Annotated in this window: 14 protein-coding genes; 6 read left to right on the plus strand and 8 right to left on the minus strand. The window is 59.0% G+C overall.

Annotated elements, in window-relative coordinates:
- Nucleotides 1–147: 147 nt before the first annotated feature.
- From aroB to pilM, 7 genes are all read right to left on the minus strand, one after another.
- Entirely contained in the window at nt 148–1236 is a 1089-nt protein-coding gene (gene aroB, locus CLM71_RS22330; protein ID WP_105232927.1) for a 3-dehydroquinate synthase, read from the minus strand.
- Nucleotides 1237–1292: 56 nt separating this feature from the next.
- Nucleotides 1293–1814, minus strand: a complete 522-nt coding sequence (gene aroK, locus CLM71_RS22335; RefSeq protein WP_015962198.1) for a shikimate kinase AroK — start codon at nt 1812–1814, stop codon at nt 1293–1295.
- 349 nt (nt 1815–2163) lie between these two features.
- Nucleotides 2164–3375, minus strand: a complete 1212-nt coding sequence (hofQ, locus tag CLM71_RS22340) for a DNA uptake porin HofQ (RefSeq protein ID WP_105232928.1) — start codon at nt 3373–3375, stop codon at nt 2164–2166.
- On the minus strand, nt 3372–3737 hold the full coding sequence (locus CLM71_RS22345; protein ID WP_105232929.1) for a HofP DNA utilization family protein: 366 nt from the start codon (nt 3735–3737) through the stop codon (nt 3372–3374). Before CLM71_RS22345 ends, hofQ begins: the two co-directional genes overlap by 4 nt.
- A complete protein-coding gene (locus tag CLM71_RS22350; protein ID WP_158684853.1) occupies nt 3722–4147 on the minus strand; it encodes a hypothetical protein in 426 nt (141 codons plus the stop codon). The genes CLM71_RS22345 and CLM71_RS22350 overlap by 16 nt, the downstream gene beginning before the upstream one ends.
- 49 nt (nt 4148–4196) lie before the next feature.
- On the minus strand, nt 4197–4733 hold the full coding sequence (locus CLM71_RS22355; RefSeq protein WP_105232931.1) for a PilN domain-containing protein: 537 nt from the start codon (nt 4731–4733) through the stop codon (nt 4197–4199).
- On the minus strand, nt 4733–5569 hold the full coding sequence (pilM, locus tag CLM71_RS22360; protein WP_105232932.1) for a type IV pilus biogenesis protein PilM: 837 nt from the start codon (nt 5567–5569) through the stop codon (nt 4733–4735). The genes CLM71_RS22355 and pilM overlap by 1 nt, the downstream gene beginning before the upstream one ends.
- Nucleotides 5570–5691: 122 nt before the next feature.
- Between pilM and mrcA the strand changes: the two genes are divergently transcribed.
- The gene (gene mrcA / locus CLM71_RS22365; RefSeq protein WP_105232933.1) at nt 5692–8253 is read left to right on the plus strand and encodes a peptidoglycan glycosyltransferase/peptidoglycan DD-transpeptidase MrcA; all 2562 of its coding nucleotides are present in this window, start codon (nt 5692–5694) and stop codon (nt 8251–8253) included.
- A gap of 75 nt (nt 8254–8328) precedes the next feature.
- Here the strand turns inward: mrcA and nudE are convergent, their stop codons facing one another.
- Nucleotides 8329–8883 carry an ADP compounds hydrolase NudE gene (gene nudE, locus CLM71_RS22370; RefSeq protein ID WP_105232934.1) on the minus strand — a complete coding sequence of 185 codons (555 nt, stop codon included), beginning with the start codon at nt 8881–8883 and terminating at the stop codon, nt 8329–8331.
- Between the two features lie 434 nt (nt 8884–9317).
- Between nudE and CLM71_RS22375 the strand changes: the two genes are divergently transcribed.
- The 5 genes from CLM71_RS22375 (at nt 9318) to pckA (ending at nt 15414) form a co-directional block, all read left to right on the plus strand.
- Entirely contained in the window at nt 9318–11453 is a 2136-nt protein-coding gene (locus CLM71_RS22375; protein WP_105232935.1) for an intracellular growth attenuator family protein, read from the plus strand.
- Between the two features lie 152 nt (nt 11454–11605).
- Nucleotides 11606–12286 (plus strand): GMP/IMP nucleotidase, encoded by a 681-nt coding sequence (gene yrfG, locus CLM71_RS22380; protein WP_105232936.1) that lies wholly within the window; start codon nt 11606–11608, stop codon nt 12284–12286.
- The gene (hslR, locus tag CLM71_RS22385; protein WP_105232937.1) at nt 12283–12690 is read left to right on the plus strand and encodes a ribosome-associated heat shock protein Hsp15; all 408 of its coding nucleotides are present in this window, start codon (nt 12283–12285) and stop codon (nt 12688–12690) included. Before yrfG ends, hslR begins: the two co-directional genes overlap by 4 nt.
- Nucleotides 12691–12715: 25 nt before the next feature.
- Nucleotides 12716–13597 (plus strand): Hsp33 family molecular chaperone HslO, encoded by an 882-nt coding sequence (gene hslO / locus CLM71_RS22390; RefSeq protein WP_105232938.1) that lies wholly within the window; start codon nt 12716–12718, stop codon nt 13595–13597.
- A 197-nt stretch (nt 13598–13794) separates the two neighbouring features.
- Nucleotides 13795–15414, plus strand: coding sequence for a phosphoenolpyruvate carboxykinase (ATP) (gene pckA, locus CLM71_RS22395; protein ID WP_105232939.1), 1620 nt, complete (start codon nt 13795–13797; stop codon nt 15412–15414).
- Nucleotides 15415–15534 lie beyond the last annotated feature (120 nt).

The following is a 15534-nucleotide window of genomic DNA, read 5'->3' on the forward strand; positions in this document are numbered from 1 at the left end:
CGATTAACCCAAATCATGATAATCGGGCAAAACCCATTCGCATGATTAATAATATAGATGCAAACCGCGGCTAAGCCACTGTTATTGCCCTCTTCTTTTGACAACACCGCCAAAACACGACGATTTATCAGAGAGCGCGCAAGTCATTTACTGCGGCAGGCAATCTTCAATCGACGCCAATACCGTATCATGCGCTACGCCGCTGCGAACCTCCGCTGCGCCGATCGCCGTCGGCAGCACCAGGCGCAGTTCACCGGCCAGCACCTTCTTGTCGCGCATCATATGCGGCAGGTACGCCGCCGGCGCCATTTCCTGCGGCCCGGTCACCGGCAGGCCCGCACGCTGCAGCAAGTTGCTGACGCGCGCAATATCCTGCTCGGAAAACTGTCCCAGCCGACGTGCAGTGTGCGCCGCCATCATCATGCCGGCCGCCACGGCTTCGCCGTGCAGCCAGACGCCGTAACCCAGCTCCGCCTCAATCGCGTGGCCGTAGGTATGGCCCAGATTCAGCAGGGCGCGCAGGCCGCTTTCACGCTCATCGGCGGCAACCACCTGCGCTTTCAGTTCGCAGCAGCGACGAATGCAGTATGCCAGCGCCTGCATATCCAGCGCGACCAACGCATCGATATTATTTTCCAGCCAACGGAAGAAATCGGCATCAAGAATAATCCCATACTTGATCACTTCCGCCAGACCGGATGAAAGCTCGCGCGCCGGTAACGTCTTCAGGCAGTCCAGATCAACCACGACCGAAGCCGGCTGATAGAACGCGCCGATCATGTTTTTACCGAGCGGATGATTGACGGCGGTTTTCCCGCCAACGGAGGAGTCCACCTGCGACAGCAGTGTGGTCGGCACCTGAATAAAACGGACGCCGCGCTGGTAGCACGCCGCGGCAAACCCGGTCAGGTCGCCGATAACGCCGCCGCCAAGGGCGACCAGGGTGGTGTCGCGGCCATGGGGCTTGGCCAGCAACGCCGAGAACACCTGTTCCAGCACCGCAAGGGATTTATACTGTTCGCCATCCGGCAGAATCACCTGATCAACCACCACGCCGCTCTGTTCAAGCACCTTACGCACCTGTTCCAGATACAGCGGCGCCAGCGTCTGGTTAGTGACCAGCATCACCTGATCGCCCGCCTGCAGCGGCATAAAAGAAGCCGGATCGTTAAACAATCCGGCAGCAATGGTAATCGGGTAGCTACGCTCCCCAAGCGTTACGGTAACTCTTTCCATATCGCGCCCAGTTCCCCAATGTGGTTACTCCCCGCATCGCGGCGCGGGGAACGCAATCAGTTGTTTTCCAGCATATTGATAATCTGGTTGGCAACTACCTTAGCGCTTTGATCGTCGGTACGGATAGTGACATCGGCGATTTCTTCGTACAACGGATTGCGTTCCTTTGCCAGCGCCTCCAACACCTCACGCGGCGGCTCATCAACCTGCAGCAGCGGACGCTTTTTATCACGCTGGGTACGAGCCAACTGTTTTTCGATGGTGGTTTCTAAATAAACAACGACACCTCGCGCCGACAGACGGTTACGCGTCTCACGCGATTTCACCGAACCACCGCCGGTCGCCAGCACAATCCCTTGCTTTTCCGTCAGTTCATTAATGACTTTTTCTTCACGATCGCGGAAACCTTCTTCGCCTTCCACGTCGAATACCCAGCCCACGTCAGCTCCGGTACGTCGCTCAATTTCTTGATCGGAGTCGAAGAACTCCATATTGAGTTGCTGAGCTAACTGACGGCCAATAGTGCTTTTGCCGGCACCCATAGGCCCAACCAGAAAGATATTGCGTTTCTCTGCCATGTTTTTCGGTATTACTAAGACAATTCGTTAATGATAACCCGCCCCGCCAATCAAATCAGCGGCGGGACCTAAACTGAAACCTCATGAGCGATAGTGCGAGATCAGACGAAAAATTATCTCAACACTCTTGGTAGTTTGGCAACCGAATAAATCGCTATCCACGCCGCGGGAGGGAAACCATATGTTTTTAACGGCGTCTGAGCGTTAACAAAAAAACCTCGGAGCTCAATTCGGTAACCCTTGTAAGCTAAATCGGCCGCAGCGTCAAACTCAGATGTCTCTGTGGCGAGAAAAAAGTGCATCTGCACATCAACTTCTGCAGATTTTCGTCGGCGAGGCCGCTGAGTGCTCAACCTTTGACCAGGGTTGGCGTGATGAAAATCACCAGTTCCCGCTTTTTATACTGTGTGCCGCTGCGTTTAAACAGCGAACCCAGCAGCGGTACATCGCCCAATCCCGGCACCTTATCGGCGCTGCGGCTGCTTTGCCGCTGGAATATGCCGCCCAAAACGATGGTTTCGCCGTTTTTTACCGTGACCTGCGTTTTTATCTCCTGCTTGTCGATCGCCAGGGCTTCGCCCTCCCCCTGCTTGATCGCGCGGCCGGGCATGTTTTGGCTGATCTGCAACTGCAACGCAATACGACCGTTAGGTAAAATCTTCGGCGTGACCTCCATCCCCAGCACCGCCTCTTTAAATTCAACCGACGTCGCACCGCTGGCGCCGCTGGACACTTCATACGGAATTTCCGTCCCTTGCTTGATACTGGCGGTCTGCTGGTTAGCGGTGACCAGACGCGGGCTGGCGATAATCTCCAGCGCATTTTCCTGTTCCAGCGCCGTCAGTTCCAGATCCAGGATGCGTCCGCTGATGCGCGCCAAGTGAAACCCCGCGCTTATCGCACTGCGCTCCAGGGGCAAACCAACGCTAAAGTTGTCGAGCCGCAGCGCTTTCGCCAGCAGTTCTTCGTCCGCCAGCCCCCAACTGACGCCCAGCTCGCGTAAATCCTCACTGCCGATAGTAACGATATGCGCCGCCAGCTGCACCTGCTCCAGTGGCCGATCCATCTGCTGCAGCCAGTCTGCCAGCACCTTCAGCGCCGGTGCCTCGTCGCGAATCATCAGGGTGTTGGTACGCTGATCCACCACGACACTGCCGCGCTCGCTCAACAGCGCGCCGCGCTGCGCCTGTAAGCTCTGCGAGATCGCCGCCGCCTCTGCGTGATGCAGCCGCTGCGTCAGCGTCTGCAGCGGCGGCGGCATCTTCTCGGCCGGAAAGACCGTCATCACCTTGCCGTCGAGCGTCATGTTCAGCTTCCCCATCCGCAAAATCACCGCCAGCGCCTGCCGCCACGGCACCTCTTCCAGCCGCAGCGTCAGGGTGCCGCTCACCGTCTCCGCCGTCACCAGATTCAGCTGCTGATAATCTGCCAGCGCCTGCAGCACCAGAACGATCGGCGCATCATGAAACGTCAGAGAAACCGGCGCATCATCCTGTTGTGCCGCCATAACGGCGAACGATAACGCGCACAGCAGCCCCGCCAAACTTTTGCATCCTTTCATATTGCTTCCTTATTACTCCCCAAAACCAGCGTGACATCGCCGGCTGTCGGCGGACAGAGCGCATCGGTCACCACGGCCTGCAGCCTCAGCGTCTGTACGCCAATATGCGTCACCTGCCAGCGCCCGTTCAGCACCTCTTGCCGGAGCTGCAGCCGCAACCAGCGCTTTTCCGGCGTGATGACCCAGCCCATACGGCGATCCGCCTGCCCGATGATGCCCGTCAGCCGCCATCGTTCGGGCGACACGCCGGTGCCGGGACAGGATACGGCAGGCGGTTGGAAAGGATCGCGCGGCTGCGCCGCCCACAGCGCAGGCACCAACGCCAGCGCCAACCAGCCGCAATGCCTTATTGCAACAGCCATTCCGCACTCAATCCTTCCGGCTGCATCTCCAGGGATAACTGACTGATGCGCACCGTGCCCGGCAAACTTTCCAGCAGCTGCAGCAAAGAGAAGTAGTCGCTGCGTAACCGCAGCCGTTGCTGCGCCGGCTGTTCCTGCCGCTGCCAACGCAACAGCCTGACGCCGGTCCGCTGCAGCACCTCCGCCAGTTCCGGTTCGGCCGGCCGCCGTTCCCGCTGCTGCGCTATCTGTTGCTCCAACGTCGCCAGCGACGGCAGCGATGCCAACTGCAGCTGCAACTGCTCCACGCGTTGCGCCTGCTGTCGGACGTCATCACTTAAGCGAGCCGACTGCCGCCACTCGCCACGGATCAGCAACATGCCGGGTAGCGCCAGCAAGACGCCAAGCAGCAGCCACTGCCAGGCCAACACTTGCCACCCTGGTCGTTGCAGCCAAAGGATAAGCCCATCAGGCAACGGCCTACTCATCATGCCTCCAGGGCGCCGTCAGGGTAAAAGAGAACAGGCCGTCCGAACGTTGCGCGACGTCCGTCAACCGATGACCGGGCAACAACGCCTGCGTCGTCAAACGGTGCGTCAGCCGGGCCAATGCCGGATACCCCTGACTCAGCCCACGCACCCGCAGGGTATGCGCCTGTGTATCCAGCGAGAGCAGCCATACGCTGGCCGGCAGCGCCGCCGCCAACTGCGGCAAAAACCGCGCATACTGCAGATTATGGGCCTGATTGCGGCGATGCTGCGCCTGGCGTTCACTCAGCCGCGTTAGTTCCCCCGTCGCCGCTTGAATCAGCCGATACTGCTGCTGCAACGCCTCGTTCTGCTGCGTGTATTGCTGCAGCAGGCTGCGCTGTTGCTGCTGCCGATGGCGCACGCCTGCCAACATCACGGCGGCGATCGTCAGCGCCAATGCCAGCTGCAGCGTCAGCAAACGTAGCCAGAAGTGTGCGCGTCGACGCTGCGCCCGCTGGCGCCAGGGCAATAAATTCACCTGATACATCAGCAGTCCTCCTGACGCAGCGCCAACCCGCCGGCCAGCACAAAGGCCCCCGGCTTTGCCGGCAGCGGCGCCTGCCGGTAAGGGAAAGCGTCAAGCGGCGACCATAGCCGTGCCCCCTCCGGTGCGGGTTCGTCCAGTACGCTGCTGTAATACAGCGTCTCCGCTCCGGCGTTGGCGGCCAACACCGCCGCTAACGCCCGATCGGCACCGTCCGTCTCCGACTCGCGCAGCACGCCGCAGGCAAAAGCAGCACTGCGCGGCGCCGCCCACAGCCAGTGATCGTCCAGCCGATGCAGCAAAACGGCATCGGCCGGCAGCCCGGCCGCCTCCCCCATGGCCAACAACGCGCAGGGCGTGATATCCACCACCTGCGGTGAGAGATCGGCCTGCTGCAGGCAGCGCAGCCACATCTGCAGTTCCTGCTGGCGGGCGGCGGTGAGCAACAGTTGCGCCGCCCGTTCCTGCGGCGGACGGTAGTCCAGCGCCAGCGTCTGGCTGTCGAGCGGGAACTGCTTCGCCCCCTGCGCGGTGATATAGCGATCGCGCGCCGGCTCCTGCAGCCGAGCATCCGGCGCCGGTATGACATGTTGTAAAACCCGTTGCACAGGTAAGGCAATGCGTAAGGAAATATGTCTCGGCAAGCGGATTCGCCATTGCCGCAACAGCGGAATTAAACTTTCGGATTGATCCAGATAACCGTCGCGCAATACGGCATACGGCAAGTTTTGTTGCCACCAGTGCCGCAGCTGCCAACCGCCGCGACGCTGTTGTGCCGCGATTGCACGCAGGCTGTTGCTCTGTATGTCGAGCCCCACATTCCATGTGTTCGGGAACATATTTTGACCCGCCTCCTTAAGATGAGATGATAAAAGAACATATCCATGGCGAAGCCTTACCTTTATACTACCGCGCGGTTGTTTATAAACTGCCCAAATGACATGAAAATGGGAAATCTCAGGTGAAGTTCGTAAAGTATTTTCTAATCCTTGCAGTATGTTGCATCGTGCTGGGAGCAGCCTCGGTTTTTGGCTTGTACAAATATGTCGAGCCACAGCTGCCCGACGTCGCAACGCTGAAAGATGTCCGACTGCAAATCCCGATGCAGGTTTACAGTGCCGATGGCGAACTGATCGCCCAATACGGCGAAAAACGCCGTATTCCGCTCAAACTGGATCAAATTCCGCCGGTGATGGTGCGCGCCTTTATCGCCACCGAGGACAGCCGGTTCTATGAGCACCACGGCGTTGACCCGATCGGTATCTTCCGCGCCGCGTCGGTGGCGATGGTCTCCGGCCACGCGTCCCAGGGGGCAAGTACCATCACCCAACAGCTCGCCAGAAACTTCTTCCTGAGTCCGGAACGCACGCTGATGCGTAAGATTAAGGAAGCGTTTTTGGCGGTGCGTATTGAGCAGATGCTGACGAAAGATGAAATTCTTGAGCTGTATCTGAACAAAATTTATCTGGGTTACCGCTCCTACGGCGTCGGCGCCGCGGCGCAGGTCTATTTCGGCAAAGACGTCAGTCAGCTGACCCTGAGCGAAATCGCCACCATCGCCGGCCTGCCGAAGGCGCCGTCCACCTTTAACCCGCTCTATTCGCACGATCGCGCCGTGGCGCGCCGTAACGTGGTGCTGGCCCGTATGCTGGGTGAACACTACATCAACCAGGCACAATACGACGAAGCGCGTAACGAGCCGCTGGTAGCCAACTACCACGCGCCGCAGATCAGCTTCTCCGCCCCCTATCTCGCCGAGATGGTGCGCCAGGAAATGATCAAGCGTTACGGTGAAAACGCCTACACCGACGGCTACAAGGTCTATACCACCGTCACCAAGAAGCTGCAGCTGGCGGCACAGCAGTCGGTACGCGACAACGTGCTGGCGTACGATATGCGCCACGGCTACCGCGGCCCGTCCAATGTGCTGTGGAAAGTCGGCGAAGCTGCCTGGGATCAGAAGCAAATCACCACCTCGCTCAAAGGCCTGCCAAACTACGGCCCGCTGGCGCCGGCGGTGATCACCGCCGCCAATGCCGAGCAGGCAACCGCCATGCTGGCGGACGGCAGCAGCATCGCTCTGCCGATGGCGGGCATGCGCTGGGCGCGCCCTTACAAATCCGACACGCTGCAAGGCCCGACGCCGAAGCGCGTGACCGATGTGGTGCAGGTTGGCCAGCAGGTCTGGGTGCGTAAGGTTAACGATGCCTGGTGGCTGTCGCAGGTGCCGGACGTCAACTCCGCGCTGATATCGCTGAATCCGCATGACGGCGCCGTGAAAGCGCTGGTCGGCGGTTTCGACTTCAACCAGAGCAAGTTCAACCGCGTCACCCAGGCGCTGCGTCAGGTCGGCTCCAATATCAAGCCGTTCCTGTATACCGCAGCGATGGATAAAGGCTTAACGCTGGCCACGATCCTGAACGACCTGCCGGTCACCCGCTGGGATGCCGGCTCCGGCACCGAATGGCGTCCGAAGAACTCGCCGCCTACCTACGTCGGTCCAATCCGTCTGCGTCAGGGTCTGGGGCAGTCGAAGAACGTGGTGATGGTGCGCGCCATGCGTGCGATGGGCGTCGACTACGCGGCTGAATACCTGCAGCGTTTCGGCTTCCCGGCGCAAAACATCGTGCATTCAGAGTCGCTGGCGCTGGGTTCCGCCTCCTTCACCCCGATGCAGCTGGTGCGCGGCTACGCCGTGCTGGCGAACGGCGGTTATCTGGTGGATCCGTACTTCATCACACATATCGAAGATGAAACCGGCAACACCATTTTTGAAGCCAAGCCGAAAGTGGTCTGCAACAGCTGTAACCTGCCGGTGATTTACGGCGACACCCACCGTTCGGCGGTGCTGTCGGACGATAACGTGGAAAACGTGGCGGTCTCACAGGAAGACAACAACAACGCCGGCGTGCCAATGCCAAAGCTGGAGCAGGTTACCCCGGCCCAGGTGCTGCAGGACGGCGATCAGCAGTATGCGCCGCACGTGATCAACACGCCGCTGTCATTCCTGATCCACGATGCGCTGAACAGCAACATCTACGGCGAGCCGGGCTGGATGGGTACCGGCTGGCGCGCCGGCCGCGATCTGAAACGTCGTGATATCGGCGGCAAAACCGGCACCACCAACAGCTCGAAAGACGCCTGGTTCTCCGGCTATGGCCCGGATACGGTCACCACCGTCTGGATCGGCTTTGATGACCACCGCCGCACCCTGGGTCGCTCAACGGCCTCCGGCGCCATTCCGGACCAGATTTCCGGCGGCGAAGGCGGTGCGAAGAGCGCGCAGCCGGCGTGGGATGAGTTTATGAAGATTGCGCTGGAAGGCATTCCGGAGCAGAAAGCCACGCCGCCGCAGGGCATTATCAGCGTTATTATCGACAAGAGCACCGGCAAGCTGTCGAAAGGCGGCGCCGGCAGCCGTTCCGAGTACTTTATCGAAGGCACTCAGCCAACGGAGTACCCGACCTATGATGCTGGCACCACCCTGATGGATTCCGGCGGCGAAAGCCACGAACTGTTCTAACCATAAACAAGGGCCAGAGAAATCTGGCCCTTTTTATTTGCGCTGTGTCAGGCGATAAACATCGCGTGCGGCCGTTTAACGGCCGCCGCGCAGGAAGGCCTCGGCCAGGAACAACGCGCTGACGTTACGCGCTTCGCGAAAATCCGGTTCCGCCAACAGCGCCATCATATTGGCAATGGGCCAGCGCACCTGCGGCAGCGGCTCCGGCTCGTCCCCTTCCAGCTTTTGCGGGTACAGATCGTGTGCCAGCACGATATTCATCTTGCTGGAGAAATAGGACGGTGCCATGGTTAACTTGCTGAGGAAATCAAAGCGCTCCGCTCCGAAACCCACCTCTTCCATCAATTCGCGGTTGGCGGCTTCCAGCACCTCTTCACCCGGGTCGATCAGCCCCTTCGGGAACCCCAGCTCATAGGATTCCGTGCCGACCGCATACTCGCGAATCAACAGCAGGTCGTCGCCAATTACCGGCACAATCATCACCGCTTCACGGTCGGAAGGCCGCATACGTTCGTATACTCGCCGCACACCGTTGCTGAACTCCAGATCGACAGATTCAACGTTAAACAAGCGCGAACGTGCGATGGTTTCTACCTTCAGGATTTTAGGTTTTTGCAGGTGTTTATCCATGATTGCCTCAAAATGCGTTACCGCCCTGCGCCTCCCAAGTATGGTGCCGAGGATAGGGTAACCGGAATAATGATTGGCGCAGCATGCCGTTAACGGCATGATGAGACGCTGACCATTGTCGATCTTGATCACATTGTGCGTTAATGGGAACCTTGGTCGCAACGCATACAGCCTCTAATTTACTTTTTTTTAACAACTCCGGCCAGCAGATGCCTTTTTTCTCCGCTAATTCAGCAAATAAATCGTGTTAAAATAGGACAATGCCGATATTAGCAGTGGTCGCCGCTTGTTATCATCGTGCAGGATTGGGGTTTGTTTAACCGTGCGTTTTTTCATTTTTACCGGCGCCGCAGCTGCCTCATTCTGATTTACTGCATATAATAGGCAACTTTATCATCAGGTTGACGGGAGTCATGGCGTAATATGGGGATAGCATGAGCACAATAGTGTTGATATTAGCCTTAGTGCTTGCCTGTCTGATAATTGCTGGCCTGTATTTTTGGTTTAAAGCTCGCAACCGGCCGGTATTGGCCCGTTCATTGCCCTTTCTCAAGCCGACGCACCGCAAGCTGACGTCGGAAGAGCGAGCGGCAGTCGAGCACTACCTCGGTCAGCAAAACCGGCTGGGCAATAAACTGCTGCCCAGCAGCTCGCCCCTGTCCGCCAGTAAGCTGGCGCTGACCCCGCAAAGCGACAACGTCTACCCGGTTACCCACGCGATTACCCGTTACGGCCTCGCCAGCGATGAGCCGAACAAATGGCGCTACTATCTGGACTCCGAAGAGGTGCATCTGCCGCCGTTCTGGGAACAGTACATCAGCGCCGACAACCACGTGGAAATCATCAAAACGCAAACGCTGCCGCTGGTGATCTCCCTCAACGGCCACTCGCTCACCGACCATATCAACGATCGCCCGCTGCCGCCGGTCGTCAGCGCCGAACCGGCGCGCAACGCTTCCATCCGCAAGGAAGAAAGCGAACATGTCGAGCTGCTGAATATCCGTAAGGAAACGCCGGAAGAACATATGCTCAGCAGGCCCAGCGGCCTGAAGGAAGCCGGCATTATTTCCGCCGCCCTGCTGCTGCTGTTCTTCAGCCTGATCAGCCCCGTTCTGGTGGTGCCGTGGATGATTTTCGTCGCGGTGCTGATGATCGCCTGGGGGTGCTGGAACCTGTTCCGCCGCCCGGCCGATCATGAACTGAAAGAGATTCATTGCCTGCGTGGCACGCCGAAGCGCTGGGGGCTGTTCGGCGAGTCCGGTCAGGGGCAGATCAGCAACATCTCGCTCGGCACCGTCGACCTGGCGTATCCCACGCACTGGCAGTCGTTCGTCAGCGCAGATCTGGGCAAGCCTACCGACGTCGATATCTATCTCAACCGCCAGGTGGTGCGCCAGGGGCGTTACCTGTCGCTGCATGATGAAATGAAGCACTTCCCGCTGCAGCACTGGGGGAAGAACGCCGCGCTGATCGCCAGCTCGCTGCTGGTGCTGATTTTACTGCTGAGTTACATCCCGCTGGGCCTGCCGCTGAAACTGAGCGTCGCCTGGCTGCAGGGTGCACAGCGCACCGAAGTCAGCAGCGTACAGGCGCTGGAAACCATCCCTCTGCACGTCGGCGACAGCCTGAAAATTCAGGGCAGCGGCATGTGCTATGTACCGTCGACGCCGGTCAATGCCTCGGCGGCCGGCTTTATGCCGTTCGACTGCTCGGGCATTTACTGGAACACCGCCGCGCCGCTGCCACAGCCGGAGTCGGACATTATCGATAAGGCCTCGGCGCTGCTCACCACGGTCAACAGCCAGCTGCATCCCAGCGGCAGCGACCAGAAAATCAACCCGCAGCTGGCCAGCGCCATCGAAAAATCCGGCATGATTCTGCTGGATGATTTTTCTGATATTGTGCTGAAGACCCGTGACCTGTGCGGGGAAAGCAACGACTGCGTGCGGCTGAAAAACGCTCTGGTGAACCTTGGCAACGCCAAAGACTGGAACAGCCTGGTAAAACGCGCACGTTCCGGCTCGCTGGACGGCGTCAACGTCCTGCTGCGGCCGGTCAGTGCCGAATCTCTGGAGCGGCTGACCAAATCGGCCACCTCCTCCTTCGTGTATCAGGAAACCCGTCAGGCGGCAGCGGCGCTGAACAGCCCGCCGCCGGGCGGTTTCCTGATCTCCAGCGATGAAGGCAAACAGCTGGTGAACCATACGCTGCAGCCGGCCGCATCACCGAATGAAGACAATGCGCTGGAGCAGTGGAATGCGCTGAAGCGAATGACCAGCGTTCTGCTGCATACGCCGTTTGAAGCGCAGGGCGTTATCACCAGCCTCAGCACCGACGCCAACGGAACCCGCCATATCGCGCTGCACAGCGAGCCGGATATCATCACGCTGTGGCGCTACCTCGGCACCAGCCTGTTGCTGATCGGAGTGACGTTCGGCCTCGGTTACAATACGTTCCGCTTGATCCAGCGTCAGCGGATGAACCGCCGCCGGCTGGCTGACATTCAGAGCTATTATGAAAGCTGCTTTAACCCGCAGCTGACGCCTGTCTCACTGCATTCCAGGGACTAAGTCCTGACGGGCCGGCGGCGCCGGCCCGTTCTCACGTATTGTCATCTGCTTATGCTACCCTAACCCTATATTCTCCGCCCTTCCCGCCGGTACGACGACGGGCGGAAACACCGTTTTCACAATGGGCGACCAGGCCTGCCGCTGGAGTATTCATGGTTCCTGAATTTGATTGGCGCAATATAGATACCGTTTTGCTGGACATGGACGGCACCCTGCTCGATCTGGAGTTCGACAGCCACTTTTGGCTGCAGCGGGTGCCGCAGGCGCTGAGCGCCCAGCGCGACATCTCGTTTGAGCAGGCCCGTCAAATGATTGACGCCGAGTATGCCGCAGTACAGCACACCATGAACTGGTACTGCTTTGATTACTGGAGCTCGCGACTGGATCTGGATATTTACGCCATGACCAGCGAAGCCGGCTCCCGCGCCCGCCTGCGCGATGATACCGCGCCGTTTCTGCAGGCGCTGCGCGACTCCGGCCGCCAGGCCATTTTGCTGACCAATGCGCACCCGCACAGTCTGGCGGTAAAAATTGCGCATACCGGCCTCGATCGGCACCTTGATTTATTACTTTCCACCCACACATTTGGATATCCGAAGGAAGATCAGCGCCTGTGGCAGGCGGTGCAGCAACGCATCGGCTTCGACCCGCAGCGCACGCTGTTCGTGGATGACGGCGAACCGATTCTGGACGCCGCGCACCGGTTTGGCATTCGCTATTGTCTCGGCGTACAAAATCCGGATTCCAGCATGGCGGAAAAAACTTTCCAGCGTCATCCGTCCATGCGCGATTACCGTCAGTTGATACCGGCGCTGGCACGGGAGCCAAAATGAAAGCAAAAACGACGAGCGATGACGCCGTCCGTTTAGACAAGTGGCTGTGGGCCGCACGGTTTTATAAAACCCGTTCGCTGGCGCGCGAGATGATCGACGGCGGCAAAGTGCACTATAACGGCCAGCGCAGCAAGCCCAGCAAGAACGTCGAGCTGAACGCGGAGATCAAGCTGCGTCAGGGAAATGAGGAACGCACGGTAATCGTGCTGGCGCTCAACGGCCAGCGGCGCGGCGCCGGCGAAGCGCAGCTGATGTATGAGGAAACCGCAGCCAGCATCGCCAACCGGGAAAAGATGGCGCAGGCACGCAAGCTGAACGCCCTGAGCATGCCGCATCCGGACCGCCGTCCGGACAAGAAGGAACGGCGCACCCTGATTAAATTTAAATTTGGCGAGTCGGAATAATCCCTCGCCTCACAGAGAGAAAACTATGTCTAATCATGACCAATTACACCGTTACCTGTTCGAGAACTACGCGGTGCGCGGTGAGCTGGTTACCCTCAGCGACACCTATCGGCACATTCTGGAAAACCACGACTACCCTGCCCCGGTGCAGGCGCTGCTGGGTGAAATGCTGGTGGCAACCAGCCTGCTGACGGCAACCCTGAAATTCGACGGCGATATTACCGTACAGCTGCAGGGCGACGGCCCGCTGAAGCTGGCGGTGATCAATGGCAACAACCAGCAGGAAATGCGCGGTGTGGCGCGCCTGCAGGGCGATATCGCCGACGGCAGCACGCTGCAGCAGATGATCGGCAACGGCGTGATGGTCATTACCATTACCCCGGCCGAGGGCGAGCGCTATCAGGGCGTAGTGGCGCTGGAAGGCGAAACCCTGGCCGAGTGCCTGGAGAACTATTTCCGCCAGTCGGAACAGCTGCCGACCCGTCTGTTTATTCGCACCGGCGAGGCTGACGGCCAGCCGGCCGCCGGCGGCATGCTGCTGCAGGTTCTGCCGGCGCAGGACGAACAAAACGCTGACGACTTCGATCACCTGGTGCAGCTGACCGCCACCATCAAGAACGAAGAGCTGTTCACTCTGCCGGCCAATGAGGTGCTGTACCGCCTGTACCACCAGGAAGAGGTGACGCTGTATGAACCGCAGCCGGTCATATTCCGCTGCACCTGCTCGCGCCAGCGCTGCGCCGACGCGCTGCTGACGCTGCCCACCGATGAGGTGGCCGATATGCTGGAGCAGGACGGCAACATCGATATGCACTGCGACTATTGCGGCAACCATTACGTGTTTGATGCGATGGACGTCGCCGCGCTATACGCAGGTAACACCGGCGAAAGCGACCAGTTACACTAAGTTGCACCCCATACTGACGGGGCCGAAGCGCGCCCCGTCAGCCCTTTCCGTTTGCACGTTTGCTTTTTTCCGTGTGCTATCTCTCACTTCGTAACTAAATTTAGTTTAAAACGTTAAATATTTGATACCTATCGCGGTTACGCACTATTAAATACCTACAATTGGCCGCAGAAATTCTGTGACCAAGGAGTAGTGACATGTGTGCTAAAGGTATAACCCCCCAGGATCTTGCCGCCTACGGGATCCACAACGCCGGCGAGATCGTCTACAACCCAAGCTATGACCTCCTGTTTAAAGAAGAAACCGACCCTTCCTTAACGGGCTACGAGCGCGGCGTGGTGACCAACCTGGGTGCGGTAGCCGTCGATACCGGGATCTTTACCGGCCGTTCCCCGAAGGACAAATACATTGTCCGCGATGACGTGACCCGCGATACCGTGTGGTGGGCCGATCAGGGGAAAGGCAAAAATGACAACAAACCGCTCAGCCCGGAAGTCTGGGGCGAGCTGAAGCAGCTGGTGACTCAGCAACTCTCCGGTAAACGCCTGTTCGTGGTTGATACCTTTTGCGGCGCCAATGCCGACTCCCGCCTGAAAGTACGCTTTATCACCGAGGTCGCCTGGCAGGCGCACTTCGTGAAAAACATGTTCATCCGCCCGAGCGACGAAGAGCTGGCAGACTTTGAGCCGGACTTCGTGGTGATGAACGGCGCCAAATGCACCAATCCAAACTGGCAGCAGCAGGGGCTGAACTCGGAAAACTTCGTCGCCTTCAACCTGACGGAGCGCATGCAGCTGATCGGCGGTACCTGGTACGGCGGCGAAATGAAAAAGGGTATGTTCTCCATGATGAACTACCTGCTGCCGCTGAAGGGCATCGCTTCCATGCACTGCTCGGCCAACGTCGGCGAACAGGGTGACGTGGCGGTGTTCTTCGGCCTGTCCGGCACCGGTAAGACCACGCTGTCCACCGATCCGAAGCGCCAACTGATCGGCGACGATGAGCACGGCTGGGACGACGACGGCGTGTTCAACTTCGAAGGCGGCTGCTACGCCAAAACCATCAAGCTCTCCGAAGAAGCCGAACCGGATATTTACCACGCCATCAAGCGCGATGCGCTGCTGGAAAACGTCACCGTACTGGCCGACGGCAGCATCGATTTCAATGACGGTTCGAAAACCGAGAACACCCGCGTTTCCTACCCGATTTACCATATCCAGAACATCGTCAAACCGGTTTCCAAGGCCGGCCACGCCACCAAGGTGATCTTCCTGACCGCTGACGCTTTTGGCGTGCTGCCGCCGGTTTCGCGCCTGACCGCTGACCAGACTCAGTACCACTTCCTGTCCGGCTTTACCGCCAAACTGGCAGGCACCGAGCGCGGTATTACCGAACCAACGCCGACCTTCTCTTCCTGCTTCGGCGCCGCCTTCCTGTCGCTGCACCCGACGCAATACGCTGAAGTGCTGGTTAAACGCATGCAGGCCGCCGGTGCGCAAGCCTACCTGGTGAACACCGGCTGGAACGGTACCGGCAAACGTATCTCAATCAAAGATACGCGCGGAATTATCGACGCCATTCTCAGCGGCGAAATCGACCAGGCGGAAACCATCACCCTGCCGATCTTCGATCTGGCGGTGCCGACGGCGCTGCCTGGCGTCGACCCCGCGATCCTTGACCCGCGCGCCACCTACCAGAGCGAAGCGCAGTGGGAAGAGAAAGCGCAGGATCTGGCACAACGCTTTATCACCAACTTCGATAAATACACCGATACGCCGGCCGGGGCAGCCCTGGTCAGCGCCGGTCCAAAGTTGTAACCCTCTCTCAGCTCTTCACTCAAGGCGCGGCTTCCGCGCCTTTTTTACGCCCCCGCATTGTTTAATAAACAACCGGGTGAGATAATGACGGCATTGCAATCATTGACATCAATGGAGGGT

The sequence above is a fragment of the Serratia sp. MYb239 genome, from assembly GCF_002966855.1.
Taxonomy (GTDB): domain Bacteria; phylum Pseudomonadota; class Gammaproteobacteria; order Enterobacterales; family Enterobacteriaceae; genus Serratia_B; species Serratia_B rhizosphaerae.

Excerpts from the sequence above, each read along its gene's own strand:
- pilM (WP_105232932.1), bottom strand. The coding sequence starts at position 5,569 with ATGTTCCCGAACACATGGAATGTGGGGCTCGACATACAGAGCAACAGC.
- aroB (WP_105232927.1), bottom strand. The coding sequence starts at position 1,236 with ATGGAAAGAGTTACCGTAACGCTTGGGGAGCGTAGCTACCCGATTACC.
- hslR (WP_105232937.1), top strand. The coding sequence starts at position 12,283 with ATGAAAGCAAAAACGACGAGCGATGACGCCGTCCGTTTAGACAAGTGG.
- aroK (WP_015962198.1), bottom strand. The coding sequence starts at position 1,814 with ATGGCAGAGAAACGCAATATCTTTCTGGTTGGGCCTATGGGTGCCGGC.
- CLM71_RS22355 (WP_105232931.1), bottom strand. The coding sequence starts at position 4,733 with ATGTATCAGGTGAATTTATTGCCCTGGCGCCAGCGGGCGCAGCGTCGA.
- nudE (WP_105232934.1), bottom strand. The coding sequence starts at position 8,883 with ATGGATAAACACCTGCAAAAACCTAAAATCCTGAAGGTAGAAACCATC.
- yrfG (WP_105232936.1), top strand. The coding sequence starts at position 11,606 with ATGGTTCCTGAATTTGATTGGCGCAATATAGATACCGTTTTGCTGGAC.
- pckA (WP_105232939.1), top strand. The coding sequence starts at position 13,795 with ATGTGTGCTAAAGGTATAACCCCCCAGGATCTTGCCGCCTACGGGATC.
- hofQ (WP_105232928.1), bottom strand. The coding sequence starts at position 3,375 with ATGAAAGGATGCAAAAGTTTGGCGGGGCTGCTGTGCGCGTTATCGTTC.
- hslO (WP_105232938.1), top strand. The coding sequence starts at position 12,716 with ATGTCTAATCATGACCAATTACACCGTTACCTGTTCGAGAACTACGCG.
- CLM71_RS22375 (WP_105232935.1), top strand. The coding sequence starts at position 9,318 with ATGAGCACAATAGTGTTGATATTAGCCTTAGTGCTTGCCTGTCTGATA.
- CLM71_RS22345 (WP_105232929.1), bottom strand. The coding sequence starts at position 3,737 with ATGGCTGTTGCAATAAGGCATTGCGGCTGGTTGGCGCTGGCGTTGGTG.